The organism is Seongchinamella unica (assembly GCF_004354085.1).
Classification (GTDB): Bacteria; Pseudomonadota; Gammaproteobacteria; order Pseudomonadales; family Halieaceae; genus Halioglobus; species Halioglobus unicus.
In genome coordinates, this window is sequence record NZ_SMSE01000003.1 from 52158 (window position 1) to 77875 (window position 25718).

Here is a 25718-nt window from a genome sequence, read left to right on the forward strand (position 1 = left end):
TGAAATGCGCCACAGCAGCCAACACGGGTCATGAAATCACCGGGCCGGATTGGGGTACAGCCGTGAGAGGTAGTAGTCCACGCTCACATAGCGGCCACCGCCGGTGCACAGCAGTGCCAGCAACATCACCAGGTAGGTCACGGCGAACTCAATACCGTTATTCAGAATAACCAGACTGCCCTTCTCGGTCAGCCAGCTGTAGTTGCTGTGCTCCCGCAGGATGTCCTTGGCGGTACCCAGCCGCACCGCCACTTCCCGGGAACCGGAATCGGCAATAGCCGCCCAGCCGTTATCCCAGTGCACCGCAAAGATCGCCACCAGCATGGTGATTATCAGCGGAATGGAAATCCAGCGGGTCGCCAGGCCCAGCAATAACAGCATTGCCCCAATAACCTCGGTATAGGCCGCCAGGTAGGCCAACAGTTCGGGGGCGGGCAGGCCCAGCCCCCACTCGGGGTTGCCAAACCACTCGATGGTACTGTCTATACCGGCGATCTTCTGGGTGCCTGCCATCCAGAATACGGGAACCAGGTAGAGACGCAGGGCCAGGGGGCCCAAGCCGTCGAAGTGCCGAAGTCGCGGAAAAATAACGTTATGTATGGTGTAATACAGCCCGGCAAGCGTGTTCATCCAAAATTCCCTACAGGTTTGTTTTCTCTGTGACAGCCAAAACTGGCAAAAGGTTTCCCCCGCGGGGGCATTCACATCCCGCCATGCACGGATAATCGGTATTGTGACCAAGTTCAAGGCCTATCGCCAGGAGGCCCGGGCCATGGCCGTGATCGCCTGGCCGATCATGATCGCCCAGCTGGCGCAAATGGGAACCGGCGTGGTGGATACGATCATGGCGGGGCGCTACAGCGCGGTTGACCTCGCCGCCATCGCCATCGGCTACAACATCTGGCTGCCCCTGTTTCTCCTCACCCTTGGCATTATGCTGGCCGGCTCGGTACTGGTGGCCCAGGATTTCGGCGCCGGGCAGCTGCAGAACATTCGCGACCTGCTACCCCAGAGTTTATGGCTCGCCCTGCTGCTGGGGGGCATTGTGGGGCCACTCTGCTATTTCACCGAACCCCTGCTGACCCTGCTCGAGTTGGACAGCGTGACCCACCAGAAAAGCCTGGATTACCTGCAGGCGGTGGCCTGGGGACTGCCCGCGACGGCCCTGTTCCAGGCCTTGCGCTGCCACACCCAGGGATTGGGCATCCTGCGCCCCTTCGCGCTCGCCAGCGTGATGGGCTTCCTCGCCAATATTCCCCTCAATTACGCCCTGATCTACGGCAAGTGGGGATTACCGGAACTGGGGGCCGCCGGTTGCGGCTGGGCAACGGCGATCTCCATGTGGTTATCGGCCCTGTTGATCGCAGCCTACATGCTGAGCCAGCCGTCCATGGACAGATTCCTGCCGCCGCTGCGTTTCGTTGCCCCGGACCCGGCCAGAATCCGGGAAATCCTGTTCCTCGGCTTTCCCATCGGCCTGAGTTTTTTCCTGGAAATCAGTGTCCTGTCCCTGATCGGCCTGATGATCGCCACCATGGGTAACAGCGCCATGGCGGCACACCAGATTGCCTACAACGTGTGGGATGTTGTTTACATGCCCTTAATCAGCATGGGCTCCGCCATGGCCACCCGGGTGGGCCATGCTATCGGCAGTGGCGATGAACAACGGGCCAGGCTGGCAGTGCAAACCGGCATGGCCCTGACCCTGATGGTGGGACTGGTTTCCACCTTATTGTTGCTGCCCATGCCGGAGGCACTGATCGGGGTGTACACCAGCGAGCCTGGAATCCACAGCATCGCCGTCAGGCTGATTCACCTGGTGGCGTTGTTTATTGTGGTCGACTCGCTACAGGTGGCCGCGTCCTATTGCCTGCGGGCCTTCAGGGACACCCGTTTCCCGTTCGCGGCCATGTGTGTCTCCTACTGGGTCGTCACCCTGCCGCTGGCCTGGTGGCTGGGCCTGCGGGTGGCTGAAACCCCCGCCGCTGGCACCGCAGCCATCTGGGCCTCATTGATTGCCGGCATCTGCCTGTGTGCGTTACTGGTCAGCTGGCGCCTGTGGCGCACCCTGCGACGACCGTGGACAGAACTCAGCCGCCAGTCTGCAGGGCGGAGCAGTCCGGGCATCCCGGCCGGGGGCTGATCTTCAGTCGCTGGATCTGCATATTACGCAGGTCCAGCATGAGCAGGGTTCCGCGTAACACCTCGCCGTAATTCGCCAGCAGTTTGAGCGCTTCCATTGCCTGCAGTGAACCGAGTACCCCCACCACCGGCGCCAGCACGCCGCTCTCGCTGCAGCTCAGCGCCGTCGCCGATCCCTCCAGAGGATACAGGCAGCGATAGCAGGGACCTCCTCGATGGGGGTCGAACACCGCCAGCTGTCCCTCATCCCTGACCGCCGCCGCCGAGACCAGGGGAATCCCCGCGGCGATACAGGCCCGGTTGAGGGCGAACCGGGTGGGATAATTGTCACTGGCATCCACCACCAGCTGTACATCGGCGAGCAGGGGTGCCAGGTCATCGGCCCCCACCTGCGCCGAATGGACAATGACATCCACCTCCGGATTAAGCGCGGCGATGGTGCTGGCTACGGAAACAGCCTTGTTGCTGCCGATATCCGCATCGCCATGGGCCACCTGACGTTGCAGGTTGCTGAGCTCAACCTCGTCGCCGTCCACCAGCACCAGCCTGCCCACACCTGCCGCGGCCAGGTACAGGGCTGCAGGACAGCCCAGCCCTCCCAGCCCCAGTATGAGAACCGTGGCCTGCTGCAACTTTTCCTGCCCCGCGATATCAAAATCCGGCACCAGCAGCTGCCGGTTGTAGCGCATCAGCTGGTCATCACTGAGCACGCCAGAGTCCCCCACTGACACGCTCCAGCCCCGCCAGGTCACAACGGGTTTGAACCCCGGAGAACCCCCTGTCCTGCAATAACTGTCGGACCCGGGCGCCCTGCTCATGACCATGCTCGAGCAACAGCCAGCCATCCTCGGCCAGATGAGCTGGCGCCGCTGTCACAATATGGGCGAGGTCAGCCAGTCCATCATCCTGCGCCACCAGGGCCGAGCGCGGCTCGTGCCGCACATCGCCGAGTGACAGGTGGGGATCGCCCGCTTCGATATAGGGGGGATTACTGACGATGAGCTGAAACCGCCGGCCCGGCAACTGCTGGAACCAGTCGGAACATTGCAACTCCACCGCCGGCAACCCGTTGGCGACGGCGTTGTGGCGAGCCAGCTCGACCGCCGCATCGCAACGGTCAACGCCCGTTACCTGCCAGCGCGGGTTTTCCTGCGCCAGCGCCAGGGCGATGGCACCGGTACCCGTGCCCAGGTCCAGCACTGCAGCTTCCGCCGCCAGCGGCAGCTCCAGTGCCCAGGCAACCAGCGTTTCAGTTTCTGGCCGGGGAATCAGCGTACTCGGGTTTACCCGCAGATCCAGTGACCAGAATTCCCGGCGACCGGTGAGATAGGCCACGGGCTCGCCCCGGGACCGTCTGGCGAGCAGGGCGTGGTACTTTTCCAGGTCAGCGCCTGAAATCTCCGCCTCCGGCCAGGTATATAGCCAGCTGCGGGGTTTACCCAGGCAGTGGCAGAGAAGTATTTCAGCATCGCGAATGGCACTCTCGCCGGGCAGGGTCCTGGCGTCGCGCAGCAGCTCCTGCACGCGGGTCATCAGCCGTCACCCAGCGCTGCCAACTGATCTGCCTGGTATTCCTGGCGCAGGGGTTCGATAACGGCACCCAGCTCGCCCTCCATCACTTCGGCGAGCTTGTACAGGGTCAGGTTGATGCGATGATCAGTCAGTCTGCCCTGGGGAAAATTGTAGGTGCGAATCCGGTCTGAGCGGTCGCCGGTACCCACCAGGTTGCGACGCTGTTCTGCCTGTTCCTCGGCAACCTTGTCCTGGGCACTGGTGAGCAGTTTGGCCTGCAGCAGCGACATGGCCCGGGCCCGGTTCTTGTGCTGGGATCGCTCGTCCTGGCATTCCACCACGATACCCGAGGGCAGGTGGGTAATCCGCACCGCGGAATCGGTCTTGTTGACATGCTGGCCGCCCGCGCCGGAGGCCCGGTAGGTGTCGATGCGCAGGTCCGCCTTGTTGATCTCGATCTCGTCCACCGCCTCCGCCTCGGGCATGATCGCCACGGTGCAGGCTGAGGTGTGGATGCGGCCCTGGGATTCGGTTTCCGGCACCCGCTGGACCCGGTGAGCGCCAGACTCGAATTTCAGGTGGGCGTACACATCGCGCCCCTCCACCCGGGTAATGATTTCCTTGAAGCCGCCGTGTTCGCCGGGGCGCTCAGACAGCACCTCCACTTTCCAGCCCATGTTTTCAGCATAGCGGGAGTACATGCGGAACAGGTCACCGGAAAATATCGCCGCTTCATCGCCGCCGGTACCGGCGCGAATTTCCAGGAACACGTTGTGTGAATCGTTGGGGTCACGCGGCAGCAGCAGGGCTTGCAACTCGGTCTCCAGCGTTGCCAGTCGCTCACTGCCGGATTCAATTTCATCCTGGGCCATTTCCCGCAGATCCGGGTCAGCGTCCTCCAGCATCAGCCGGGCTTCTTCAAGGTCCGCCCTGACCCGGCTGTAATCGGCATAGCATTTAACGACCGCCTCCAGTTCGGCGTATTCCCGGGACAGATCGCGAAACCTGTCCTGATCAGCGATAGTTTCGCTATCGCCGAGCAGGGCGGATACCTCCTCGTGCCGGTCAGTGAGCGTTTCCAGCTTGGTCAGCAAAGAGGCTTTCATTGCAGCGTGTGTCTCGAGTGATCCGTATCGTCGACAGAAATTCCCAGGCTATCCCTGGTGTCATCATCTGCCGGCGCAGTTGGCGCGGTTTCGGCAATACCCAGCAGACGGCGGGCGCTGCGCAAATGATCTGCCCTGCCCTCGGCGCTGGCCTGCTTGAGACCGGCAGTGGGTGCATGTATCAGTTTATTGGTGAGGCCGCGGGAGAACTGACTGAGGACTTTCTCCGGGTCATCGCCCCTGGCAATGGCCCGCAAGGCCTTGTCCAGCTCCCCCTGGCGGAGTTCCTCGGCCATGGCCCGGTACTCCTTGACCGCATCTACCGCGGCCAGTTGCCTGACGTCCTCTACAAAGCTGCGCACACCCTCTTCAATCATGGTATCGGCCTTGCGCGCCTCGTTCTGCCGGCTGCGCATGTTCTGGTCCACGATTTCGCGCAGGTCATCGACGCTGTAGAGGTACACGTCCCGCAGCTCCCCCACCTGGGCCTCAATATCCCGGGGCACGGCGATGTCGACCATAAGCACCGGCCGGTGCTTGCGCACCTTGATGGCCTGCTCGACAGCTCCCTTACCGAGGATAGGCAGTTGGCTGGCAGTGGATGTGATGACGATATCTGAGGCGGGCAACTGCTCCGGTATCTCGGCCAGCAACACGGCCTCGGCGCCAAATTTCTGGGCCAGTTCCCGGGCACGTCCCAGGGTCCTGTTGGCAATCACGATTTTCTTTACGCCCGCTTCGATCAGGTGACGGGTGACCAGCTCGATGGTTTCACCAGCCCCCACCAGCAGCGCCCGGCACTGGCTGAGGTCAGAAAAAATATGGCCGGCCAGGTCCACCGCCGCATAGGCCACAGACACCGGGTTTTCACCGATGGCGGTGTCGGTTCGAACCCGCTTGGCGATGCTGAACACGCGCTGGAACAGGCGGCTGAGCTCACTGCCAACCGTCCCTGACTCCACGGCAACCGCATAGGCCGACTTGAGCTGGCCAAATATCTGGGGTTCTCCGAGCACCATGGAATCCAGCCCGGCGGCGACCTGGGCAATGTGCTTCAAAGCGCTTTCACCTTCGTGGTGATAAGCCGACTGGCGCAACTCGTCCGAGGACAGGTGATGGTAATTGGCCATCCAGTCGATCAGTTGCACCGCCTTGTCGGCAAGGACGGTGCGGGCCGGGGCCAGGGCGTAAATCTCGGTGCGGTTACAGGTGGACAGAATGACCACTTCTTCCAGCTGGGCGGCGCTGCAGCAGTCGGCCAGCGCCTCATTGACCTGCTCCGGCGCAAAGGCCACACGCTCGCGCACCTCGACGGCGGCAGAGTTGTGATTTATCCCCAGGGCAATCAGGTTCATGGTGTCGGTCAATACTCCGCTGCGGGTGCGCTGGCCGCACCCGGTCATAAACCGGCGCACCTTAGCACATCCGGCTAAAATTGGCTGTGATTTTAACAAGTTAGCCCGAAAATAGCCCGTCGGCCGGCAGCCGGCACAGACCTTGGGTTTCGGACCCGGCCTGTGTCATCATAGGCGGCCCTGATGTCACGGATTGTTCGCGGTAACCCCATGCGCCGTTTTGCCACCATTGTCTTCGGCTCCTCGCTGTTGGCGGCCTGTGCCACGCACACCCCGCCGGAACCGGTGGCGGCGGTCACCGAGCCGCCCCCTGAGGAGGCGGCCGAAGTGCCTGAACGGGCCTTCCCCGCGGACAGCATTTACCCCCTGCTGGTGGCAGAATTCGCCATCCGTCGCCACGACTACCAGACGGCCCTGGATAACTACCTGCAGCAGGCAAACAAACTCCAGGATGCGGGCGTATCAAAGCATGCCACCCACCTGGCCCAGTTTATACAGGATAAGGAGCAGGCACTGGCGGCAGTGCAGCTGTGGCTTGCCGAGGACCCGGACGACCTGGAAGCCAACCACACCGCTGCGACCCTGCTGGCCGGTGCCCGACGGCCGGTTGAAGCTCTGCCCCATATGGCCTTTGTCGCCCGCGCCGGCAAACAGGCCAACTTCCCCCTGCTGCTGCAGGGCTTCGGGGAGATCACCGATGAGCAACAGTCGCAGCTGGTCCGGGGGCTCAACGAACTGCTGGCAGAATTCCCCCGGGACCCCGCGCTGTTACTGACCCTGGCACTGCTCAATACGGAATTTGAGCAGTACCAACAGGCCCTGGCCAGGCTGGATCGGTTGTTTGACGTTGAACCGGACCAGCACCAGGCCCTGCTGCTGGAAGCGAGAATACTGGCCCAGACCGGCGCAGCATCTCCCTTTGCCCGGATCGACAGCGCATTGAAGGCCAACCCTGAGGATTCGCGGTTGCGCCTGGAGTATGCCCGCCTGCTCACCACCACCGATATCGAGGCTGCCCGCAGCCAGTTCGAGGTGCTGTCGGTGCAGTCCCCGGGCGATGCCGACCTGCTGCTGTCGCTGGCACTGATTAACCGGGAGATCGGCGATGACCTGGCAGCCAAGGCCTACCTGAACAAGGTGCTGGCCACTGGCAAGCGCCAGGACGAAGCCTATTACTATCTGGGCCGCATCGCTGAAGACCAGCGACAACCGACGGAAGCGCTGGAGCATTACATGAAAATTGGCGACTCCCGGCAATATCTCGCCGCCAGCCAGCGCATCGGCCAGATTCTGGTCGAGGGCGGCCAGATCGACGCCAGCTATGCCTGGTTTGCGCGACAGCGACGGGAGCTGCCTGCCCGCAGCGAACAACTCTACGGCATTGAAGCCGATATCCTCAGCACCGCAGGGGCAAAGCTGGCAGCCATGGCGGTGCTCAACGCCGGCATCGAGGACTATCCGGATTCAGCCTCGCTGCGCTACGCCCGCTCCATGCTTGGCCAGCAGCAGGATGACCTGACATTGATGGAAGCGGACCTGCGGGCCATTCTCGCCCGGGACCCCAACAACGCCACTGCCCTGAATGCACTGGGCTACACCCTGGCGGACCAGACGGACCGTTTCGATGAAGCCTACAGGCTGATTTCGCGGGCATTGGAACTGGACCCGGACGAGCCGGCAATACTCGACAGCATGGGCTGGGTACTTTACCGACAGGGCAAGTACGAGCAGGCCATCGAATACCTCACCCGCGCCTACGCCGCCTTCCCCGACCCGGAGGTGGCCGCCCACCTGGGAGAGGTCCTGTGGGTCAGTGGAGACACCGAAAAGGCCCGGCAGATCTGGCGTGGGGCCCTGCTCAAGAACCCGGACCACCCGATACTGAAGGACACCCTCCAGCGCCTCGGTATTGATAACCTGCTTACCGCGCCGGAACCTCCCGGGGCTTCTGCCCGGGCCCTGTGAGCACGCTGCTGCGCCCAATGGCCTGGCTCCTGCTGCTGGCAATGTCCGGTTGTGCCGGCCTGCCCGGGCCCGCACCCGGCGAACAGAGCTGGCAGCGCCACCGCGAACAGCTGCAACAGCTGAGTCACTGGACCGCCAGCGGCAAAATTGCCTTGCGCACTCCCGACCAGGCCGAATCCGCGAGCCTGCTGTGGCAGCAAATGGGCGAGTCCAGCCACCTGCGCCTGTCCGGCCCCATGGGCATCAGCGCCACGACCGTGGACAGTGACGGCAGGCTCCTGGAGGTGCGCCAGGGCGAGGATTACAGCCGCTGGGACCTGGACGATCCGGGGCTGGGTGCTGAACATACCTGGGATCTGCCGGTGCGCTCCCTGCACCACTGGCTGAAGGGAATCCCGGCCCCGGAAGCGCCGGTTGAATCGCTGTTACTCGACGAGGCCGGGCAGCTGCCGCAGCAACTACAGCAGTCGGGCTGGACCATCGACTACCAGCAGTTCTCCAGCTTTGGCGACTACCTGTTACCGACCAGGCTCCAGCTGTCCCGGGGAGCGACAAAGGCACGGATAATACTGCGGGAATGGGGTGACCTGTCAGCGCCATGAGTAGCTCCCTGACCCTGCTTTCCCCGGCCAAGCTCAACCTGTTCCTGCATATCACCGGGCGGCGCGCGGACGGCTACCACCAGTTGCAAACCCTGTTTCAACTGCTGGACTGGGGCGACACGCTGACCTTCATCTCCAACAACAGTGGTGAAATCACCCTCTCCGGCAGTGAGCTGGACATCCCGGCGGAGCAAAACCTGATTATTCGCGCCGCCCAGGCCTTGCCCCGTGCCCACCGGGACCAGGGGGTGCACATCATACTGGACAAGCGGATTCCCGAGGGTGGCGGCCTGGGCGGTGGCAGCTCCAACGCCGCCACCACCCTGCTCGCCCTCAACCAGCTCTGGCAACTCGGACTGGCTACCGTTCCGCTGCAGCAGTTGGGGGTAAGGCTGGGGGCGGATGTCCCGGTGTTTACCGCCGGCCATACCGCCTGGGCGGAAGGGGTTGGCGACATATTGACGCCCGTGGAATTAGCCGAAACCTGGTACCTGGTCGTCGTACCCCCGTGCCATGTTTCCACCGCGGAAATTTTTTCAAATGAGCGATTGACACGGAACACGTCTCCCATCAAAATAGCCGCCTTTTTCGAGGGCCACTCCCGCAACGACTGCCAGAAAATCGTTAGAGAACTCTACCCGGAGATTGATAACGCTTTGAATTTTCTGGAGAATTTTGGAGAGGCCAGATTGACCGGCACCGGCGCCTGCGTGTTCGCACGCTTCCCGGATGAAAGCCGGGCCAGGTCAGCCCTTGGCCAGTTACCAGACTCGATGACGGGTTTCGTAGCGAAGGGCATTAACGAGTCGCCAGTGTTAAGCGCACTGGCTGGTCCCAAAGATTGATTGGGGTGTCGCCAAGCGGCAAGGCACCAGGTTTTGATCCTGGCATTCGGAGGTTCGAATCCTCCCACCCCAGCCATATTCAAGGTGCCATGCATCCTGTGGTGTATGGCACTATTTTTATGTGCGGCAGTTTTCTCGAACACACCATGAAAGGTAACGCTTAGTGTCCTCGAAAATGATGGTCTTCACAGGCAACGCCAACCCGGAGTTGGCGCAAAAAGTTGCCAGCCGGTTGTATTTGTCACTGGGTAACGCTGACGTGGGCAAGTTCAGCGACGGCGAAATCGCCGTTGAACTGAACGAGAACGTGCGGAGCAAGGATGTATTTGTCGTCCAGTCCACCTGCGCTCCCACCAACGACAACCTGATGGAATTGCTGGTGATGATCGACGCACTGCGTCGCGCCTCGGCCGACAGCATCACTGCGGTGGTGCCCTACTTCGGTTACGCCAGGCAGGACCGGCGAGTGCGCTCCGCCAGGGTACCCATTACCGCCAAGGTGGTAGCGGACATGATGGTCAGCGTCGGCGTCGACCGCGTACTGACCATGGATCTGCACGCAGAGCAGATCCAGGGCTTCTTCAAATGCCCGGTAGACAATGTATACGGCTCACCGATATTGAATGACGATATCGTGGCCCAGAATTATGAGAACCTGATTGTGGTATCGCCGGACATCGGCGGCGTGGTCAGGGCTCGCGCCATCGCCAAGCAGCTGAACGAAGCTGACCTGGCGATTATCGACAAGCGTCGCCCCAAGGCCAACGAGGCCCAGGTCATGAACCTGATCGGTGACGTTGAAGGCCGCACCTGCGTGCTGGTGGACGACATGGTCGACACCGCAGGCACCCTGTGCCAGGCGGCCAACGCGCTGAAAGAGCGCGGTGCAACAGCGGTTTACGCCTACTGTACCCACGCGGTGCTGTCGGGTAAGGCGCTGGACAATATTCGGAACTCCCAGCTCGACCAGCTGGTAGTCACCGATACGATTCCCCTCAGTGAGGAAGCGAAATCCATCAACAAGATTCGCGTACTCACTACCGCCGACCTGCTGGCCGAGTCCATGCGCAGGGTAGCAAACGGGGAATCTATCAGCGCGCTGTTCACCTAGTAACAGCGTTTAATTGAACTCGCTGCCGCGCTGGTCGCAGGCGTTGCAGCGTCAATCAAAGGAGTCTGGCTATGTCCGACCAATTTGAAGTACAAGCCGAACTGCGCGAGGACATGGGGAAAGGTGCGAGCCGCCGCCTGCGTCGTCACGCCGATAAAATCCCCGCCATCATCTACGGTGGTGACAAGGAGGCCCAGCCTCTGACCCTGGTGCGCAAGGACATCGAAAAGTCCCTGGAAAACGAGGCCTTTTACTCTCACGTGCTGGCGATAAACGTCGGCGGCGATGTGCAGAAAGCGATCCTCAAGGACCTGCAGCGCCACCCCGCCAAGAACACCGTCATGCACGCCGACTTCATGCGCGTCGACGATAAGGTGGCGATCAAGGTACACGTGCCGATTCACTTCCTGAACGAAGAGAGCTGTCACGGCGTCAAGATGGAAGGCGGTATGATCCAGCATCAGGAAACCGATATCGAGGTCTCCTGCCTGCCCGGTGATATTCCCGAGTATATCGAGGTCGACATGCTCAACGTGGTAACCGGACAGATCGTTCACCTGTCCGAAATCCAGCTGCCTGAGGGCGTGACCTCTGTGGCCCTGGCCCTCGGTGAGGACCACGACCTGGCTATCGCCTCCGTCATCGCACCCAAGGGTTCTGCGGATGAAGATGAGGAAGAGCTGGAAGCCGCGCCTGAGGCTGACGAAGAAGACACTGAAGAAGGTGACAGCGAGGACTAATCCCCTCGCCCGTTGGCCCCGCGTTGACAGCCATCAAGCTGATCGCAGGACTGGGTAACCCCGGTAGTGAATACCGGGGTACCCGTCATAACGCGGGTGCCGACTTTGTAGAGGAACTGGCGCGTCATTGCCACACCTCTCTCCAGCCGGACTCAAAGTTCTTTGGCCTGGCTGGCCGAATCAATTTTGCCGGCCACGATCTTAGGCTGCTGATCCCCACCACCTTCATGAACCGGTCAGGCAAGGCGGTCGCCGCCATGGCCAGCTTTTACAAAATTGCCCCGGAAGAAATCCTTGTTGCCCACGACGAGCTGGATATTCCCGCGGGTACTGCCCGGTTCAAGCGGGGTGGAGGTCACGGCGGCCACAACGGCCTCCGCGACATTGTGCCGGCTCTTGGCAACAACAGGAATTTTTATCGCCTGCGCATCGGCATTGACCATCCGGGTCACGCTTCCAGGGTTTCCGGATATGTCCTCAGCCAGCCCTCGCAGGTTGACCGTGCACGCATCGAGGCGTGTATCGACGAAGCCATCGCCGCCCTGCCGCTGCTGCTTGCGGGGGATACCACCAAAGCGATGACACGACTCCACAGTTTTAGCGCGGCCTGAGCTGCACAAGTAATAGGACACTCTCATGGGTTTCAAATGCGGTATTGTCGGTCTACCCAACGTCGGCAAATCCACCCTGTTTAATGCCCTTACCCGGGCAGGCATCGACGCCGAAAACTTCCCCTTTTGCACCATCGAGCCCAACGCCGGCATCGTACCCATTCCCGACCCGCGGCAGGACAGAATCGCCGCTATTGTGAAGCCACAGAAAACAGTGGCCACTACCATGGAATTCGTCGACATTGCCGGCCTGGTGGCCGGCGCCTCCAAAGGCGAGGGCCTGGGCAACCAGTTCCTGGCCAATATCCGCGAGACCGATGCCATTGCCCACGTGGTGCGCTGTTTTGAAGACGAGAATGTCATTCACGTGGCCAACAAGATCGACCCCGCCTCCGACATCGAGATCATCAACACCGAACTTGCCCTGGCCGACCTGGAAAGCTGCGAGAAACAGCTGCAGAAGGTGGTACGGATCGCCAAGAGCGGTGACAAGGAAGCGGTGGCGATGAAGGCGCTGCTGGAGAACAAACTGCTGCCCCAGCTGAACGAGGCAAAACCCGTGCGCGCCCTGGCGCTGGATGACAACGAACAGGCGCTGGTAAAAACCCTGTTCCTGCTCACCGTAAAGCCCACCATGTATATCGCCAACGTGGACGAGGACGGCTTTGAAGACAACCCGCACCTGGACGTGGTGCGAGGCATTGCCGCCGAGGAAAGTGCCTCGGTGGTGGTCATCTGTAACAAGCTCGAATCAGAAATTATCGAGCTTGACGACGACGAGCGCGCAGAATTTCTGGCGGACCTCGGCATGGAAGAACCGGGGCTCAACCGGGTCATCCGCGCCGGCTACGATTTGCTTAACCTGCACACCTACTTCACTGCCGGCGTAAAAGAAGTTCGCGCCTGGACGGTAAAAGTCGGCTCCACTGCTCCCCAGGCAGCGGGCGTGATTCATACCGACTTCGAGAAAGGCTTTATCCGCGCCGAGGTTATCGCCTATGACGACTTTATCGAGTACGGCGGTGAGCAAGGGGCAAAAGACGCCGGTCGCTGGCGCCTGGAAGGCAAGGATTACGTGGTCCAGGACGGCGACGTTATTCACTTCCGGTTCAATGTCTGAGGCAGGGGGAACTCTCACGCCGTCACCCCGGCTAACAAGGTGAATTGCGCCGCAGGCGCAAGAGAGGGTGCCCTGGGGTACAAGGTGAATTGCGCCGCAGGCGCAAGAGAGGGTGCCCTGGGGTACAAGGTGAATTGCGCCACAGGCGCAAGAGAGGGTGCCCTGGGGTACAAGGTGAATTGCGCCGCAGGCGCAAGAGAGGGTGCCCTGGGGTACAAGGTGAATTGCGCCGCAGGCGCAAGAGAGGGTGCCCTGGGGTACAAGGTGAATTGCGCCGCAATGACGTGACCGGACCTAGAAAACGCGCGAATAGCTCAGCAAGAACGTGTCGAAATTTTCTTTCGAATCGTTCACCGAGCCCTTCGCATAGCTGAACCTCAGTGCGTGCTTGCGCGCGAAGGGGTAAGTCAGGGTGAAACCCATCTTGGAATCACGCTGCAGGTCGTCCAGCCGTCGGCCATCTACCTCGCTTTGTCCCCCGCGGTAGCCATTCACATCCAGTGAGCCCCAGAAGCCCGGGGAGAACCGCCTGACCAGGTGAAACTCCAGGGACTTGATCGAACCCTGCTTGCGGGTCATCCCCAGAAAGTCGTCATTGTTGTCAAACACCCACACCCCGAGCTCGAACTCCAATAACCACTGTGGGTGCAGTACCGTCATATACCCCAACTCGGCCTTGGCCGCCCAGCGGTTGCTACCCACATTCAGCAGCTTGTCCTCGTCATAGCGACCGGTGGGCGCAACCAGTTTGAGGCTGGCCCCCAGGATTGGCCTGGGATTACGACGCAAGTCCGCGAACTGCTGCGGGTTCATCGCCGGCGCGCCCATCAGGTTGACCGACAGGGTCGCGGCCACATCACCTGCGCCCCGGTAATCCCGTTCGACGGTGCCACCGCCCGGGAAGCTGACCGTAGTTTCACCAAAGGAATAGGCCTGCTCAATAATCAGGTTACTGGTGCGCCCGAAAAGGTCCAGCGTCTGCAGGTAGGCCACCAGTCCGGTAGCAATCTTCGAATCGAAGCCGGTTACCGGCAGCGAAGGGTCCGGCACCGTGTCACCATCGGTATAGACAGCACCCAGGGTCAATACCCGGGTGCCCTGCGGCGCAGGCCAGTAGGCTCTCGGGGTCAACTCCTGTGCCAGTCCGGTAGTCGCCCACAAGCAGATAACCAGCAGTGACAACGTCAGTTTCATCAACTGATTATGACGGAGGCTGTTCCGTTGAGCCAGTATCAGGCCACTTACCGCTCCCGGTTGCCGACTTCAAGCAACTGGCGCAGGCCAGCGATCTCGTCGCGCAGTTCAGACAGGGTGGGCTCTCCGGCGGCGATGGCATCCGCCTTCGCCTGCCGCTGGTGCTCCTCTTCCAGCACGTTGACCACAATGCCAATGATCATATTGAGAAAGGCAAAGGCCGAGAGGAAAATAAAGCTCAGGTAGAAGACCCAGCTCAATGGATAGACGGTCATGGTTTCATACATGACATCAGTCCAGTCCTCGAAGGTCATTACCCGGAACAGGGTGAGCATTGAAATCGCAATATCGCCCCACAGATCGGGGTTGATCGTGGCGAAGAAGGTGGTGCCCACCGCGGCGTAGATGTAGAAAATAATAAACATCATCAGCATCACGTAGCCCAGTTGGGGCATCGCAGCCAGCAGCGAATTCAGCAGCGTGCGCAGTTCGGGAATGATGGACACCATCCTCAGCACCCGGAATATGCGCACCAGACGCCCGATCAGGGCCAGCTCTGAATCCTCGATTGGAATGAGGCTGACCACCACGATCAAGGTGTCGAACACATTCCAGCCGCTGCGGAAAAAACGCTTCCTGTCGCTCTCGCCGAGGAAACGCACGGTGATCTCGGCGAGGAAAAACAGGGTGATGCCCCAGTCGAGGATAACGATCAGCTGGTTCGCCAGCGGCGGCAGCGGGTAGGTTTTGACCCCGATGACCAGGGCCGACATGAGGATGATGGATATAACCAGCAACTCGAACAACTTGTTACTGCGCAGGCGTTCGAACCTCGCCTGCCAGGCGTCTGTTTGGGTGGACATACCGGGGAACTTTCTCTAAATCTGGAAGCCCCGGGCGGGCTCGCCCGGGAGGTCGCCATTCTAGTTCATTGCCACGCCGCTGCCCAGTATCCTGCGGCCCTGCCCGGTCAACTGGCGGGCCAGTTCCAGTCCGATTCCCCTGTTAGCGCCGGTGACCAGTACCGTCATTGACGTCTCCTCTGCTCGTACTGGCAGCACCAGCACGGTTAACACAAACAGCGCGATATAAATAACTCTGAACATAGCTGAACCCCACTACTTTGCAATCAAGGGGTTTTGTGGCCGATCCTCAACCAGGGTGGCCGCGGGGGTCATTGGAGACTCCCTGGCCGTATTCTACACTGAACCAAAAGCACGGAGCTTATCTGCATGTCCTACGTCCTCGTCGAGTACCCCAGGGAAGGTATCTGCCTGATCACCCTCAACCGGCCAGAGCGAATGAATGCCATGGCCTTTGATGTCATGGTGCCACTGAAGGAAGCCCTGGAGGAGGTAGGCTATAACAACGATATACGGGCAGTCATTGTTACCGGCGCCGGCGAGGGTTTCTGTGCCGGGGCGGATCTGGAAGATCCGGGCTGGCTGGATATCTTCAATGGCCTGACAGTGCCAGGCATTGCCCGCCGGGCGATGCGAGTGCTGGAAGACGTGGTACGCACCATTAACAACCTGCCGCAGCCCGTGATCGCCGCGGTCAATGGCGCCGCTATCGGTGGCGGCTTTTGCCTGGCCATGGCAGCCGATATTCGCATCGCCTCGGAAAAGGCCTATTTCCGCCCGGCCGGTATCAACAACGGCCTGACCTCTGCAGAACTGGGTTTATCCTACCTGCTGCCCCGGGCTATCGGTACCAGCCGGGCTTTCGAGATCATGCTGACGGGCCGGGACGTCGATGCCCTGGAGGCCGCTGACATGGGTATCGTTTCCCGCTGCGTCCACCCCGACCAGCTACTCGAAGAATGCTGTGCCATGGGCGAACGCATTGCCGGTTTCAGCCAGCTGGGTGTCGAGATGAGCAAACAGATGCTATGGGCCGGCGTGGACGCCGGCAGCCTGCACACTCACATGAATCACGAGGGCCATGCCCAGCTGTATGTGCGCATGACTACCCGCAACTTCGAAGAGGCGATCCGGGCCCGCAAGGAAGGACGCCGGCCCGAATACAAGGATTAGCCCTTGTTGGCGAGGGCTATCGCCACTTTGGAACCGTTGTCCCGGCCCAGCGAGTCACAGATAAACTGTCCTGCGGCAGCCAGTTTATCCAGGTCGACACCGTGATGGATACCCAGCCCATTGAGCATGTAGACCACGTCCTCGGTCGCCACGTTACCCGAGGCTCCTTTGGCATAGGGGCATCCGCCGAGACCAGCGACCGAACTGTCGATGACCGCAACCCCCACCTGCAGGGCCGCGTAAATATTGGCCAGGGCCTGGCCATAGGTGTCGTGCAGGTGAACGGCGATATTTTCCAGCGGAATATGCGCCAGTACCGCATCCAGCATGGCGGTCACACTGGCGGGCGTGCCCACACCGATGGTATCCCCCAGGGAAATCTCGTAGCAGCCCAGGGCCAGCAACTGTTGCGCCACCTCAGCCACCTGTTCCGGCCTGATCTCCCCCTCGTAGGGACAACCCACCACACAGGAGATATAACCGCGCACCGGCAAACCCTGTTCAGCGGCCGCTGCCATCAGCACCTTTGCCCTGTCCAGGCTTTCGGCAATCGAGCAGTTGGTGTTCTTGCGGGCAAAGCTCTCAGATGTCGCGGTAAACACCGCCACTTCGCTGGCACCGGCGGCATGGGCTCGCTCAAAGCCCTTGAGGTTGGGCGTCAGCGCCGAATAAGTCACGCCGGGACGGCGCTGCAGGCTGGCAAACACCGCTTCACTGCCTGCCATCTGCGGCACCCACTTGGGGTTAACAAATGAGCCCGTCTCGATGGAGGTCAGCCCTGCATCCGCCAGCATCTCCACCAGTTTTACCTTGACCGCCACATCGATCGGCTGTTTCTCGTTCTGCAAGCCGTCGCGCGGTCCTACCTCAACGATACGGACCTTGTCGGGGAACTCCCTGCTCATTGTTCGCTCACCTCGAATTCAACCAGTTCCGCCCCGCCATCGACCAGGTCTCCGGGCTGGTAGTAAAAGGCTATCACCTTCCCAGCTTTTGGCGCCCGGATCGTATGCTCCATTTTCATCGCTTCCATCACCAGCAGGGCGTCATTTGCTTTCACTTCGGTACCCGGTTCAACCAGCAGGGTGACCATGGTGCCGTTCATGGGGGCTGTCAAACCGCCTCCGGCTGCGGCATCGTCAGCGTCACCGATATCCGGGGCAACCAGGCTGAAAGCGAGGGCACTGTCCTGGGTGTACAGGCTGAAACTACCGTCGTGTTCAGCCACCGAAGCCCGCACCAGGTACCCATCGAGATTGGCACTGAGTTCGCTGTCATTCAGGTTGCCCTGGGCCTGTATGGTCTTGCCGCCAAAGCTGATGCGATAGCGGGTCCCGTCGGCCGAACCTGTTTGCTCGACACTGACCGGGTAGTGATTGTCATGGATGGCCAGTTCAAAGCTGTGGACGCTGGGCTCATTCAGGCGCCATGCGCCGGCATCAAACCAGGGCGAGTTGGCATCACCGGAAGCCGCCCTTGCCCGCTGGGCCGCCCGTTCCTGCTCCAGCACCAGGTACAGGGCAGCGAGGGGAATCTCCTGTTCCAGTTCCGCCTCGCTGTCATGAAAAATCTCGCTGTGGTGTTTTTCTATAAAGCCCGTATCCAGCTCTGCCGCCCGGAAGGGCGCGCTATTGGCCAGGTTGTAGAGGAAATCCAGGTTGGTAGTCATGCCGCTGATGCGGTATTCACGCAGGGCCCGGGTCAGCCGCTGCAGGGCCTTGTCACGGTTTTCATCCCAGACAATCAGCTTGGCAATCATCGGGTCGTAGTAGACGCTGACCTCATCGCCCTGCAACACGCCGGTGTCCACGCGCACATGCCTGGAGGTTTCCGGAGGCTGCAGGAAAGACAGGGTGCCGGTCACCGGCAGAAAATCGTTGTCGGGGTCCTCGGCGTAAATACGCGCCTCGAAGGCGTGACCGCTGAGCGTAAGCTCATCCTGGGTCGCCGGCAGGGGTTCGCCCGCGGCCACCCGCAGCTGCCACTCCACCAGGTCCTGGCCGGTGATCATCTCGGTCACCGGGTGCTCCACCTGCAGGCGGGTATTCATTTCCATGAAGTAAAACGCCCCGTCACTGTCGAGCAGGAACTCGACCGTACCGGCACCCTGGTAGTCGATAGCCCGGGCCGCGCGCAATGCCGCCTCACCCATCGCCGCTCGCAACTCGTCCGTCATGCCCGGAGCGGGCGCTTCTTCAATCACTTTCTGGTGTCGTCGCTGCACCGAGCAATCCCTTTCAAACAGGTAAACCCCGTTGTCGTGGCTGTCGCAGAATACCTGGATCTCCACGTGGCGCGGCTGGGTCAGGTACTTCTCCACCAGCATGTCGTCATTGCCAAAGCCGTTCATGGCCTCACGGCGGGCGGCATCCAGCGCCTCGTCGAATTCGGCGGCGGACCATACCTGGCGCATTCCCTTACCACCGCCACCGGCCACCGCCTTGAGCAGCACCGGGTAACCCATGTCGTCGGCGGCCGCCTTGAGAATCGCCCGGTCCTGGTCATCGCCGTGATAGCCGGGAACCAGCGGCACGCCCGCCGCCTCCATGATCTGCTTGGCGGCGGATTTCGAACCCATGGCCTCGATGGCAGCCACCGGCGGCCCGATGAAAACGATGTCGTTGTCGCCACAGGCCTGGCAGAAGCCCGCGTTTTCCGACAGGAAACCATAACCGGGGTGAATGGCCTGGGCCCCTGTCTTTAGCGCCGCATCGATGACCCGTTCATAGACCAGATAGGAATCCCGTGAGGGTGCGGGACCGATGTGCACGGCCTCATCGGCCATGCTCACATGCAATGCACCCCTGTCGGCATCGCTGTAGACCGCCACGGTACGGATACCCATCTGGCGGGCGGTGCGGATCACCCGGCAGGCGATTTCACCGCGGTTGGCGATCAGGATTTTTTCAAAAAGTTGTTCAGACATGCGGCTACCCGTTTACTGGATCCAGCTTGGCTTACGTTTTTCAAGAAAGGCGCTGAGCCCCTCCTGACCCTCGGTCGAGGCGCGAATGTCGGCGATTCGCTGGCAGGTCATTTCGACAAGTTCCGTATCAAGCGGCCGATCTGCCACATCGAAAATCAGCTGCTTGGAAGCAGCAACTGCGGCAGGGCTGTTGACCAGGATGGCATCCACCAGCGCGGCGACCGCCGCGTCGAGTTCACCGTCGTCCACCACCTCGGAGACCAGGCCCATTGTCTGCGCCTGTTGCGCACTGAACCGCTCGGCGGTGGTGAAGTAGCGACGTGCAGCACGGGCGCCGATGGCCGCCACGACGTAAGGGCTGATGGTCGCCGGCATCAAGCCAATTTTCACCTCGCTGAGGCAGAACATGGCCTTGCTGCTGGCCACCGCCATATCACAACAGCTCACCAGGCCGACAGCGCCGCCGAAGGCCACCCCCTGAATCCGGGCGATAGTCGGCCTGGTCATAAAATTCAGTGTCCGGAGCATGTCCGCCAGGGCACGCGAATCCTGCAGGTTCTCCTCGTGGCTGTACGCGGCCATGCGCTTCATCCAGTTGAGGTCGCCGCCGGCGGAAAAGTTGCGGCCATTGGAGGCCAACACCATGACTCGCGCATCCACATTGGCCTCTACCTCGGCAAATGCCGCGGTCAGCTGGGCGATAATGATATCGTCGAATGCGTTGTGCTTTTCCGGGTTATCGAGGGTGACCGTGGCAACGCCGCGTTCATCGATCACCGTGCTTACAAACTCTGTGCTCATCCGCTAATTCCCCTTGCGACTTCGCTTACATCCGGAACACGCCGAACTTGGTCTCTCCGATCGCCTGGTTGAGGCTGGCTGATATCGCCAGGCCCAGTACCGTGCGGGTTTCCGCGGGATCGATAACACCGTCGTCCCACAATCGCGCCGAGGCGTAATAGGGATGCCCCTGGTGCTCATAACTGTCGATGATGGGCTGCTTGAACGCCGCTTCCTCTGCCGCAGACCAGCTGTCACCCTTGCGCTCGATCTGTTCGCGCTTGATTTGCGAGAGGACGCCCGCCGCCTGCTCGCCACCCATGACCGATATCCGGGCGTTGGGCCACATAAACAGGAAGCGCGGGTCATAGGCCCGCCCGCACATGCCGTAGTTGCCGGCGCCGAAGGAGCCACCGATCAACACGGTGAACTTGGGCACCGCTGCGGTGGCAACGGCAGTCACCATCTTGGCCCCGTGCTTGGCAATACCACCATGCTCATACTGCTTGCCGACCATAAAGCCGGTGATATTCTGCAGGAACACCAGCGGAATCTTGCGCTGGGCACACAATTCCACAAAGTGGGCGCCTTTCTCCGCCGACTCGCCAAAGAGAATGCCGTTGTTGGCGACAATACCCACCGGGTAGCCGTGGATACGGGCAAAACCGCAGACCAGGGTGGTGCCGTACAGGGCCTTGAATTCGTCCAGCTCCGAGCCGTCGACAACGCGGGCGATCACCTCGCGAACATCGTAGGGCTGGCGGGTGTCTTTGGGTATGACACCGTAGATTTCACTCTCGTCGTAGAGGGGCGGCACCGATGCGGTCACATCCAGGGCCACCTTCTTGACCCGGTTCAGCCTGCCTACCGACTGACGCGCCAACTGCAGGGCGTGGTGATCATTCCGGGCCAGGTGGTCTGCCACCCCCGAGATCCGGGTGTGGACATCACCACCGCCGAGTTCCTCCGCCGTGACATCCTCCCCCGTGGCCGCCTTTACCAGCGGCGGGCCGCCGAGGAAAACGGTGCCCTGTTCCTTGACGATGATGGATTCGTCCGCCATGGCGGGGATATAGGCACCCCCGGCGGTACAGGAGCCCATCACCACGGCGATCTGCGGAATACCCTTGGACGACATCACCGCCTGGTTGTAAAAGATATGGCCGAAGTGATCGCGGTCGGGAAAAATGTCGTCCTGGTGGGGCAGGTTGGCGCCGCCCGAATCCACCAGGTAGATACAGGGCAGGTTGTTTTCCTCGGCAATGGTCTGCGCCCGCAGGTGTTTCTTGACGGTAATCGGGTAGTAGGTGCCGCCCTTGATGGTGGCATCGTTGGCGACAATGACACACTCCTGCCCCTGTACCCGGCCGATGCCGGCTATCACCCCACCGGCATTGACCACATCGTCGCCGTACATTTCGTAGCCGGCCAGCTGCGACAGCTCGAGGAACGGCGAACCCGGGTCCAGCAACCCGGCCACCCGATCCCGGGGCAACAACTTGCCACGGCTAACGTGACGGGCGCAGGATTTTTCGCCGCCACCCTGTTTCACCGCTTCCAGCTTCGCCCGCAGGTCGTCAACCTGCGCCTGCATGTGCGCCGCATTTTCAGCGAATTCCGGCGCCCGCACATTCACTTTTGACTTGATGACAGACATGGTCGCTTGCTCCCTACTTGGTGTCGTTGAACAGCTCGCGGCCGATCAGCATGCGCCGGACTTCCGACGTACCGGCGCCGATCTCGTACAGCTTGGCATCGCGCAGCAGGCGACCGGCGGGGAACTCGTTGATATAGCCGTTACCCCCCAGCAGTTGAATCGCATCCAGGGCCATCTGCGTCGCCTTCTCGGCGGTAAACAGGATCACCGCCGCGGCATCCTTGCGGCTTTCCTCACCACGGTCACAGGCCCGGGCCACCGCGTACAGCAGCGCGCGGGACGCGCTGAGGTGGGTATACATGTCCGCCACCTTGCCCTGGATCAGCTGGAATTCGCCGATGGACTGGCCGAACTGCTTGCGGTCGTGGATGTAGGGAATCACCTGGTCCAGGCAGGCCATCATGATGCCCACCGGACCGCCGGAGAGCACCGTGCGCTCGTAGTCCAGTCCGGACATCAGCACGGCCACGCCCCTGCCCTCCTCACCGAGCACGTTTTCCGCCGGTACCACGCAGTCTTCGAACACCAGTTCACAGGTGTTGGATCCGCGCATACCCAGCTTGTCCAGCTTCTGGTGGCGGGAGAAACCCGGGAAATCGCGTTCGACGATGAAGGCGGTAATTCCACGAGAGCCGCCCTCGGGATCGGTCTTGGCGTAAATGACGTAGGTGTGGGCATCCGGGCCATTGGTAATCCACATCTTGTTGCCGTTGAGAACGTAGCTGTCACCGCGCTTCTCGGCCTTGAGCTTCATGCTCACCACGTCGGAACCGGCATTGGGTTCGGACATGGCCAGGGCGCCGATGTGTTCGCCGCTGCAGAGTTTGGGCAGGTACTTCTGCTTCTGGGCCTCGCTGCCATTCTTGTGGATCTGGTTGACGCACAGATTGGAGTGCGCACCGTAGGAAAGACCCACTGAGGCCGAGGCCCGGGAGATCTCTTCCATCGCTACCACATGACCCAGATAGCCGATGTCCGAGCCGCCGTATTCTTCTTTCACGGTAATACCCAGCAGGCCCATGTCGCCAAACTTGCGCCACATGTCCATGGGGAATTCGTTGGATTCATCGATTTGCGCGGCCCTGGGCGCCAGTTCGGCGTCACAAAACGCGCGTACCGAGTCTCGCAACATGTCGAGTTCTTCGCCGAGGCCAAAGTTCAGGGTGGGGTAGCTGACAGACATGTAGTCCTCCGTTTACTGTTTGGCTGCCCGGGGTCGGGCGATGTCGTTGAGGGCCCGGGTGCAGCGTTCGCGCACCTCCTGCAGGCCCTTGATGAGTAGTTTGATATCTTCCAGCTGGGACTCCAGCTGAGCTTGACGCTCGTCGACCTTGGTGAGCAGGAACTGGTACTGCTTGTAGTTGTCGCCCTCAGGGTCGTACATGTCGATGATTTCCCGGCTTTCTTCCAGGGAGAGACCGGCGCGCTTGCCGCGCAGGATCAGTTCCAGTCGTGCGTGGTCCTGCTTGCCGAATATGCGGTGCTGGCCATTGCGGGAGGGACTTAACAGCCCCTTCTCCTCATAGAACCGGATAGTACGGGTGGTGACCGCGAACTCCCGGGCGAGATCGGAAATGGTATAGGTCTTGTCTTCGCCCATGGGCTGGCTCCGGATTGAGGTAGCGGAAATATAGGGCAAGTTTACGTTAACGTCAACTGGTCACTCTGCCTCCGCCCCAGCGGGTTCATTCACCGCTAGCCGGCGTTAACCGCCTCGATAGCCCGGGCGATGGCCAGCAGTTGCTGCGCCTGCTCGAGGTGCAGCAGCTCCACCATTTTGCCGTTGACCTGGATGACCCCCTTGCCCTGGTTCTCCTCCAGGGCAAACGCCTCAACAATGATCTGCGCCTGGGCGACGGCCCCGGGTTCCGGCGCAAACACCCGATTGGCGGTTTCGAGCTGGGCCGGATGGATAAGGCTTTTACCATCAAAACCGAGCAACCTGCCCTGCTCGCACGCGGCCGCAAGCCCTTCGGGGTCGCGAAAGTCGTTGAATACCCCGTCGATGGCTACCAGCCCGAAAGCCCTGGCCGCAGCCAGGGTCAGCGCCAGGTGCACCTGGAAAGCGGACCGCGATGGGTCCGTCACTGCCTGGAGCTCCTTGGCCAGGTCATTGGTGCCTACCACCAGGCCCAGCAAACGGGTCTCCTGCGCCGTGGCGGCGATTTCCCGGATATTGAGGATGGCCAGCGGGGTCTCGATCATGGCCCACAGGCCAGCCTGGGAATCCGCTGCCTTAAGCAGTTGATCGGCGGCCCTGACCTGGGCCGCAGTGGACACCTTGGGCAACAGGATGCCATCGGGGGCCGCCTGCAGGGCAGCGTCCATGTCTGCCCGGCCCCATGGGCTTTCCAGCGCATTGATACGCACCAGTAACTCCCGCTGGCCGTAGGCCCGCGAGCGGACAGCCTCGGCAACTGTCTCCCTGGCCTCGACCTTGGCATCCGGCGCCACCGCGTCTTCCAGGTCGAACACCAGCATATCTGCCGGCAGGGACTGGGCCTTTTCCAGGGCCCGGGCATTGGCTCCGGGCATATACAGGCAGGACCGTCGTGGCCGCAGCTTATCTGTCGTTGGCATTGCTGTTCCTCTGGCCGGAGCCGACCATGCTGTCACTGGCGCCCGGTAGCGCCGGCAGCCCGCGGGGCTTGTTAAAACGGGATGTCCTGGTCCTCGAAACTGTCGCCACCGCCGGCAAACGGGGCTGCAGCAGGCGAATTGGGGTCCGAACTGGCCCCCTCTGCCGCCACCACCTTCCAAGCCTGCAGGTTATTGAAGTACCGGCCGTTGTATTCGCGGCCGCGAATGTCGAAAGACACGGTCACCTCCTGCCCGGCCTGGAGGTTGTCCAGCAGGCCCACTTTGTCCTGCACGAACTCCAGATTGATATCCTGGGGATAGCGACCGTCCTCCACCGTCACCACCATCTCCCGCTTGGTAAAGCCACTATCAAAGGTCTTGGGTTCCTGGATAAGCTTGATTTTGCCGCTGAGTTCGTATGTCACGCTAATTGGTCCGCCATGAGTGTTTGCTGTATCGAGAGACGCCAACTATACCGCCACCAGAAGCAACGACAACAGCAATCGGGAAAAATCGCCGGCTATCGACAGGGACCGCCGTCCGCTAGCGGTCTTCCATCGGGAAACTGGCCAGCGCTAACCGTCATGAACTAGGATGTCAGCAGGACTCACACAGCGGGGAATTTCCATGTACTCAACTCTGGACGTCACGGCGGAGGGCGCGATAGGCAGGATCTGGCTTAATCGCCCGGAGCGCCTGAATGCACTGTCGATCGAAATGCTCAATGAACTGGCCGACGCCGCTCGCTATTTTGACGGCCAGGCAGAGGTAAGGGTGGTCGTCATTGCCGGACGCGGGAGGGCCTTCAGCGCCGGCGCCGACCTGCAGGGGTTTCCACAACTGGACGAGGCCGGATTGCGGGCAGCCGCGGACGCCGGGAGAGTCATGGCCGACGCGGTGGAAAACATGCGGGCGCTGACCGTCGCGCAGATCCACGGCTGGTGCGTGGGAGGCGCTCTGGTGCTGGCAGCGGCCTGCGACCTGCGCCTGGCGGCTGACGACGCACAATTTTCCATTCCCGAAATCGACCTCGGCATTCCCCTGGCCTGGGGCGGTATCCCCCGCCTGGTGCGCGAGATCGGCCCCGCCATGACCAAGGAACTGGTTATCACCTGCAGAACGTTTGATGCCAGCGAAGCGCTCACGGCCGGTTTTCTCAATCGTCGGCTCAGCGCCGACAGGCTGGCAGATGCCGCACAGGAACTGGCGGAACAGGTAGCCGCAAAACCGGCATTTCCGGTGCTGGCGACCAAACGCCATACCAACGCAGTGACGGCCAACATGGTGGGCATCAGCCGCTCCTGGTCAGATGCCGACAGCCTCATCGCCGGGCTGGTAGACCCGGAATGCGCGCAGGCACGTGAGGCCTACATAAAGAGCAGGCTGTAAAAACAGCCTAACACCTTAAGGTGATGGCTCCCCCTGACGGCGGGGGC

General features: G+C 61.3%; 26 protein-coding genes and 1 tRNA gene. 11 read left to right on the forward strand and 16 right to left on the reverse strand.

The window, feature by feature from the left end; genetic code table 11:
- Positions 1-36: 36 nt before the first annotated feature.
- Positions 37-630, reverse strand: coding sequence for an HvfX family Cu-binding RiPP maturation protein (locus tag E2F43_RS12305; RefSeq protein WP_133213141.1), 594 nt, complete (start codon positions 628-630; stop codon positions 37-39).
- A 103-nt stretch (positions 631-733) separates the two neighbouring features.
- Here E2F43_RS12305 and E2F43_RS12310 point away from each other — a divergent pair, with 103 nt between their 5' ends.
- Positions 734-2143, forward strand: coding sequence for an MATE family efflux transporter (locus E2F43_RS12310; RefSeq protein ID WP_133213143.1), 1410 nt, complete (start codon positions 734-736; stop codon positions 2141-2143).
- Here the strand turns inward: E2F43_RS12310 and E2F43_RS12315 are convergent.
- Genes E2F43_RS12315 through hemA form a run of 4 tightly spaced genes read right to left on the reverse strand, consistent with a single transcriptional unit; the run spans position 2091 to position 6115 of the window.
- Positions 2091-2852, reverse strand: a complete 762-nt coding sequence (locus E2F43_RS12315) for a HesA/MoeB/ThiF family protein (protein ID WP_133214290.1) — start codon at positions 2850-2852, stop codon at positions 2091-2093. The two genes, E2F43_RS12310 and E2F43_RS12315, sit on opposite strands and share 53 nt — an antisense overlap.
- The gene (gene prmC / locus E2F43_RS12320; protein WP_133213145.1) at positions 2842-3675 is read right to left on the reverse strand and encodes a peptide chain release factor N(5)-glutamine methyltransferase; all 834 of its coding nucleotides are present in this window, start codon (positions 3673-3675) and stop codon (positions 2842-2844) included. Before prmC ends, E2F43_RS12315 begins: the two co-directional genes overlap by 11 nt.
- The gene (prfA, locus tag E2F43_RS12325) at positions 3675-4760 is read right to left on the reverse strand and encodes a peptide chain release factor 1 (protein WP_133213147.1); all 1086 of its coding nucleotides are present in this window, start codon (positions 4758-4760) and stop codon (positions 3675-3677) included. Before prfA ends, prmC begins: the two co-directional genes overlap by 1 nt.
- A complete protein-coding gene (hemA, locus tag E2F43_RS12330) occupies positions 4757-6115 on the reverse strand; it encodes a glutamyl-tRNA reductase (RefSeq protein ID WP_133214292.1) in 1359 nt (452 codons plus the stop codon). The genes prfA and hemA overlap by 4 nt, the downstream gene beginning before the upstream one ends.
- 183 nt (positions 6116-6298) lie before the next feature.
- Here hemA and E2F43_RS12335 point away from each other — a divergent pair, with 183 nt between their 5' ends.
- The 8 genes from E2F43_RS12335 (at position 6299) to ychF (ending at position 13109) form a co-directional block, all read left to right on the forward strand.
- Positions 6299-8080, forward strand: coding sequence for a tetratricopeptide repeat protein (locus E2F43_RS12335; RefSeq protein WP_133213149.1), 1782 nt, complete (start codon positions 6299-6301; stop codon positions 8078-8080).
- Between the two features lie 17 nt (positions 8081-8097).
- Positions 8098-8682 carry a lipoprotein insertase outer membrane protein LolB gene (lolB, locus tag E2F43_RS12340; protein ID WP_133213151.1) on the forward strand — a complete coding sequence of 195 codons (585 nt, stop codon included), beginning with the start codon at positions 8098-8100 and terminating at the stop codon, positions 8680-8682.
- Positions 8679-9527 (forward strand): 4-(cytidine 5'-diphospho)-2-C-methyl-D-erythritol kinase, encoded by an 849-nt coding sequence (gene ispE / locus E2F43_RS12345; protein WP_133213153.1) that lies wholly within the window; start codon positions 8679-8681, stop codon positions 9525-9527. Before lolB ends, ispE begins: the two co-directional genes overlap by 4 nt.
- 1 nt (position 9528) lies before the next feature.
- A tRNA-Gln gene (locus tag E2F43_RS12350) sits at positions 9529-9603 on the forward strand.
- A gap of 102 nt (positions 9604-9705) precedes the next feature.
- Positions 9706-10638, forward strand: coding sequence for a ribose-phosphate pyrophosphokinase (locus E2F43_RS12355; RefSeq protein WP_133214294.1), 933 nt, complete (start codon positions 9706-9708; stop codon positions 10636-10638).
- A 71-nt stretch (positions 10639-10709) separates the two neighbouring features.
- Positions 10710-11378: a 50S ribosomal protein L25/general stress protein Ctc gene (locus E2F43_RS12360; protein WP_133213155.1), complete on the forward strand. Its 669-nt coding sequence runs from the start codon at positions 10710-10712 to the stop codon at positions 11376-11378.
- Positions 11379-11401: 23 nt separating this feature from the next.
- Positions 11402-11989, forward strand: a complete 588-nt coding sequence (gene pth / locus E2F43_RS12365; protein ID WP_133213157.1) for an aminoacyl-tRNA hydrolase — start codon at positions 11402-11404, stop codon at positions 11987-11989.
- A 25-nt stretch (positions 11990-12014) separates the two neighbouring features.
- Positions 12015-13109, forward strand: a complete 1095-nt coding sequence (gene ychF / locus E2F43_RS12370; RefSeq protein WP_133213159.1) for a redox-regulated ATPase YchF — start codon at positions 12015-12017, stop codon at positions 13107-13109.
- 294 nt (positions 13110-13403) lie between these two features.
- Here the strand turns inward: ychF and E2F43_RS12375 are convergent, their stop codons facing one another.
- From E2F43_RS12375 to E2F43_RS19295, 3 genes are read right to left on the reverse strand one after another with little or no spacing between them, the layout of a single operon-like run.
- Positions 13404-14303: a transporter gene (locus E2F43_RS12375; RefSeq protein WP_133213161.1), complete on the reverse strand. Its 900-nt coding sequence runs from the start codon at positions 14301-14303 to the stop codon at positions 13404-13406.
- A gap of 47 nt (positions 14304-14350) precedes the next feature.
- Positions 14351-15166 (reverse strand): ion transporter, encoded by an 816-nt coding sequence (locus E2F43_RS12380; RefSeq protein ID WP_133213163.1) that lies wholly within the window; start codon positions 15164-15166, stop codon positions 14351-14353.
- Positions 15167-15226: 60 nt separating this feature from the next.
- On the reverse strand, positions 15227-15409 hold the full coding sequence (locus E2F43_RS19295) for a hypothetical protein (protein ID WP_238946899.1): 183 nt from the start codon (positions 15407-15409) through the stop codon (positions 15227-15229).
- A gap of 126 nt (positions 15410-15535) precedes the next feature.
- Here E2F43_RS19295 and E2F43_RS12390 point away from each other — a divergent pair, with 126 nt between their 5' ends.
- Positions 15536-16339 carry an enoyl-CoA hydratase gene (locus E2F43_RS12390; protein WP_133213165.1) on the forward strand — a complete coding sequence of 268 codons (804 nt, stop codon included), beginning with the start codon at positions 15536-15538 and terminating at the stop codon, positions 16337-16339.
- On the opposite strand, the gene E2F43_RS12395 is transcribed toward E2F43_RS12390, so the two are convergent.
- The 8 genes from E2F43_RS12395 to E2F43_RS12430 all read right to left on the reverse strand — a co-directional run bounded on the left by E2F43_RS12395 (position 16336) and on the right by E2F43_RS12430 (position 24707).
- Complete coding sequence (locus E2F43_RS12395) at positions 16336-17244, reverse strand: hydroxymethylglutaryl-CoA lyase (RefSeq protein WP_133213167.1); 909 nt, start codon at positions 17242-17244, stop codon at positions 16336-16338. The genes E2F43_RS12390 and E2F43_RS12395 overlap by 4 nt on opposite strands.
- The gene (locus E2F43_RS12400; RefSeq protein ID WP_133213169.1) at positions 17241-19265 is read right to left on the reverse strand and encodes an acetyl-CoA carboxylase biotin carboxylase subunit; all 2025 of its coding nucleotides are present in this window, start codon (positions 19263-19265) and stop codon (positions 17241-17243) included. Before E2F43_RS12400 ends, E2F43_RS12395 begins: the two co-directional genes overlap by 4 nt.
- Before the next feature lie 12 nt (positions 19266-19277).
- A complete protein-coding gene (locus tag E2F43_RS12405) occupies positions 19278-20066 on the reverse strand; it encodes an enoyl-CoA hydratase/isomerase family protein (protein ID WP_133213171.1) in 789 nt (262 codons plus the stop codon).
- Between the two features lie 25 nt (positions 20067-20091).
- Positions 20092-21702: a carboxyl transferase domain-containing protein gene (locus E2F43_RS12410; protein WP_133213173.1), complete on the reverse strand. Its 1611-nt coding sequence runs from the start codon at positions 21700-21702 to the stop codon at positions 20092-20094.
- Between the two features lie 13 nt (positions 21703-21715).
- Positions 21716-22885, reverse strand: coding sequence for an isovaleryl-CoA dehydrogenase (locus E2F43_RS12415; RefSeq protein WP_133213175.1), 1170 nt, complete (start codon positions 22883-22885; stop codon positions 21716-21718).
- A gap of 12 nt (positions 22886-22897) precedes the next feature.
- Complete coding sequence (locus tag E2F43_RS12420) at positions 22898-23302, reverse strand: MerR family transcriptional regulator (protein WP_133213177.1); 405 nt, start codon at positions 23300-23302, stop codon at positions 22898-22900.
- A gap of 95 nt (positions 23303-23397) precedes the next feature.
- The gene (locus tag E2F43_RS12425) at positions 23398-24282 is read right to left on the reverse strand and encodes an HpcH/HpaI aldolase/citrate lyase family protein (RefSeq protein ID WP_133213178.1); all 885 of its coding nucleotides are present in this window, start codon (positions 24280-24282) and stop codon (positions 23398-23400) included.
- A 71-nt stretch (positions 24283-24353) separates the two neighbouring features.
- Positions 24354-24707 (reverse strand): DUF3127 domain-containing protein, encoded by a 354-nt coding sequence (locus E2F43_RS12430; protein ID WP_133213180.1) that lies wholly within the window; start codon positions 24705-24707, stop codon positions 24354-24356.
- 202 nt (positions 24708-24909) lie between these two features.
- On the opposite strand from E2F43_RS12430, the gene E2F43_RS12435 reads away from it, so the two are divergent.
- Complete coding sequence (locus E2F43_RS12435) at positions 24910-25671, forward strand: enoyl-CoA hydratase/isomerase family protein (protein WP_133213182.1); 762 nt, start codon at positions 24910-24912, stop codon at positions 25669-25671.
- The last annotated feature ends 47 nt before the right edge of the window (positions 25672-25718 follow it).

What these genes read in the sequence shown, in the direction of transcription:
- E2F43_RS12305 (WP_133213141.1), bottom strand. Translation starts at nt 630, where the DNA reads ATGAACACGCTTGCCGGGCTGTATTACACCATACATAACGTTATTTTT.
- prmC (WP_133213145.1), bottom strand. Translation starts at nt 3,675, where the DNA reads ATGACCCGCGTGCAGGAGCTGCTGCGCGACGCCAGGACCCTGCCCGGC.
- prfA (WP_133213147.1), bottom strand. Translation starts at nt 4,760, where the DNA reads ATGAAAGCCTCTTTGCTGACCAAGCTGGAAACGCTCACTGACCGGCAC.
- hemA (WP_133214292.1), bottom strand. Translation starts at nt 6,115, where the DNA reads ATGAACCTGATTGCCCTGGGGATAAATCACAACTCTGCCGCCGTCGAG.
- E2F43_RS12335 (WP_133213149.1), top strand. Translation starts at nt 6,299, where the DNA reads ATGTCACGGATTGTTCGCGGTAACCCCATGCGCCGTTTTGCCACCATT.
- lolB (WP_133213151.1), top strand. Translation starts at nt 8,098, where the DNA reads ATGGCCTGGCTCCTGCTGCTGGCAATGTCCGGTTGTGCCGGCCTGCCC.
- ispE (WP_133213153.1), top strand. Translation starts at nt 8,679, where the DNA reads ATGAGTAGCTCCCTGACCCTGCTTTCCCCGGCCAAGCTCAACCTGTTC.
- E2F43_RS12355 (WP_133214294.1), top strand. Translation starts at nt 9,706, where the DNA reads ATGGTCTTCACAGGCAACGCCAACCCGGAGTTGGCGCAAAAAGTTGCC.
- E2F43_RS12360 (WP_133213155.1), top strand. Translation starts at nt 10,710, where the DNA reads ATGTCCGACCAATTTGAAGTACAAGCCGAACTGCGCGAGGACATGGGG.
- ychF (WP_133213159.1), top strand. Translation starts at nt 12,015, where the DNA reads ATGGGTTTCAAATGCGGTATTGTCGGTCTACCCAACGTCGGCAAATCC.
- E2F43_RS12375 (WP_133213161.1), bottom strand. Translation starts at nt 14,303, where the DNA reads ATGAAACTGACGTTGTCACTGCTGGTTATCTGCTTGTGGGCGACTACC.
- E2F43_RS12380 (WP_133213163.1), bottom strand. Translation starts at nt 15,166, where the DNA reads ATGTCCACCCAAACAGACGCCTGGCAGGCGAGGTTCGAACGCCTGCGC.
- E2F43_RS19295 (WP_238946899.1), bottom strand. Translation starts at nt 15,409, where the DNA reads ATGTTCAGAGTTATTTATATCGCGCTGTTTGTGTTAACCGTGCTGGTG.
- E2F43_RS12390 (WP_133213165.1), top strand. Translation starts at nt 15,536, where the DNA reads ATGTCCTACGTCCTCGTCGAGTACCCCAGGGAAGGTATCTGCCTGATC.
- E2F43_RS12395 (WP_133213167.1), bottom strand. Translation starts at nt 17,244, where the DNA reads ATGAGCAGGGAGTTCCCCGACAAGGTCCGTATCGTTGAGGTAGGACCG.
- E2F43_RS12400 (WP_133213169.1), bottom strand. Translation starts at nt 19,265, where the DNA reads ATGTCTGAACAACTTTTTGAAAAAATCCTGATCGCCAACCGCGGTGAA.
- E2F43_RS12405 (WP_133213171.1), bottom strand. Translation starts at nt 20,066, where the DNA reads ATGAGCACAGAGTTTGTAAGCACGGTGATCGATGAACGCGGCGTTGCC.
- E2F43_RS12410 (WP_133213173.1), bottom strand. Translation starts at nt 21,702, where the DNA reads ATGTCTGTCATCAAGTCAAAAGTGAATGTGCGGGCGCCGGAATTCGCT.
- E2F43_RS12415 (WP_133213175.1), bottom strand. Translation starts at nt 22,885, where the DNA reads ATGTCTGTCAGCTACCCCACCCTGAACTTTGGCCTCGGCGAAGAACTC.
- E2F43_RS12420 (WP_133213177.1), bottom strand. Translation starts at nt 23,302, where the DNA reads ATGGGCGAAGACAAGACCTATACCATTTCCGATCTCGCCCGGGAGTTC.
- E2F43_RS12425 (WP_133213178.1), bottom strand. Translation starts at nt 24,282, where the DNA reads ATGCCAACGACAGATAAGCTGCGGCCACGACGGTCCTGCCTGTATATG.
- E2F43_RS12435 (WP_133213182.1), top strand. Translation starts at nt 24,910, where the DNA reads ATGTACTCAACTCTGGACGTCACGGCGGAGGGCGCGATAGGCAGGATC.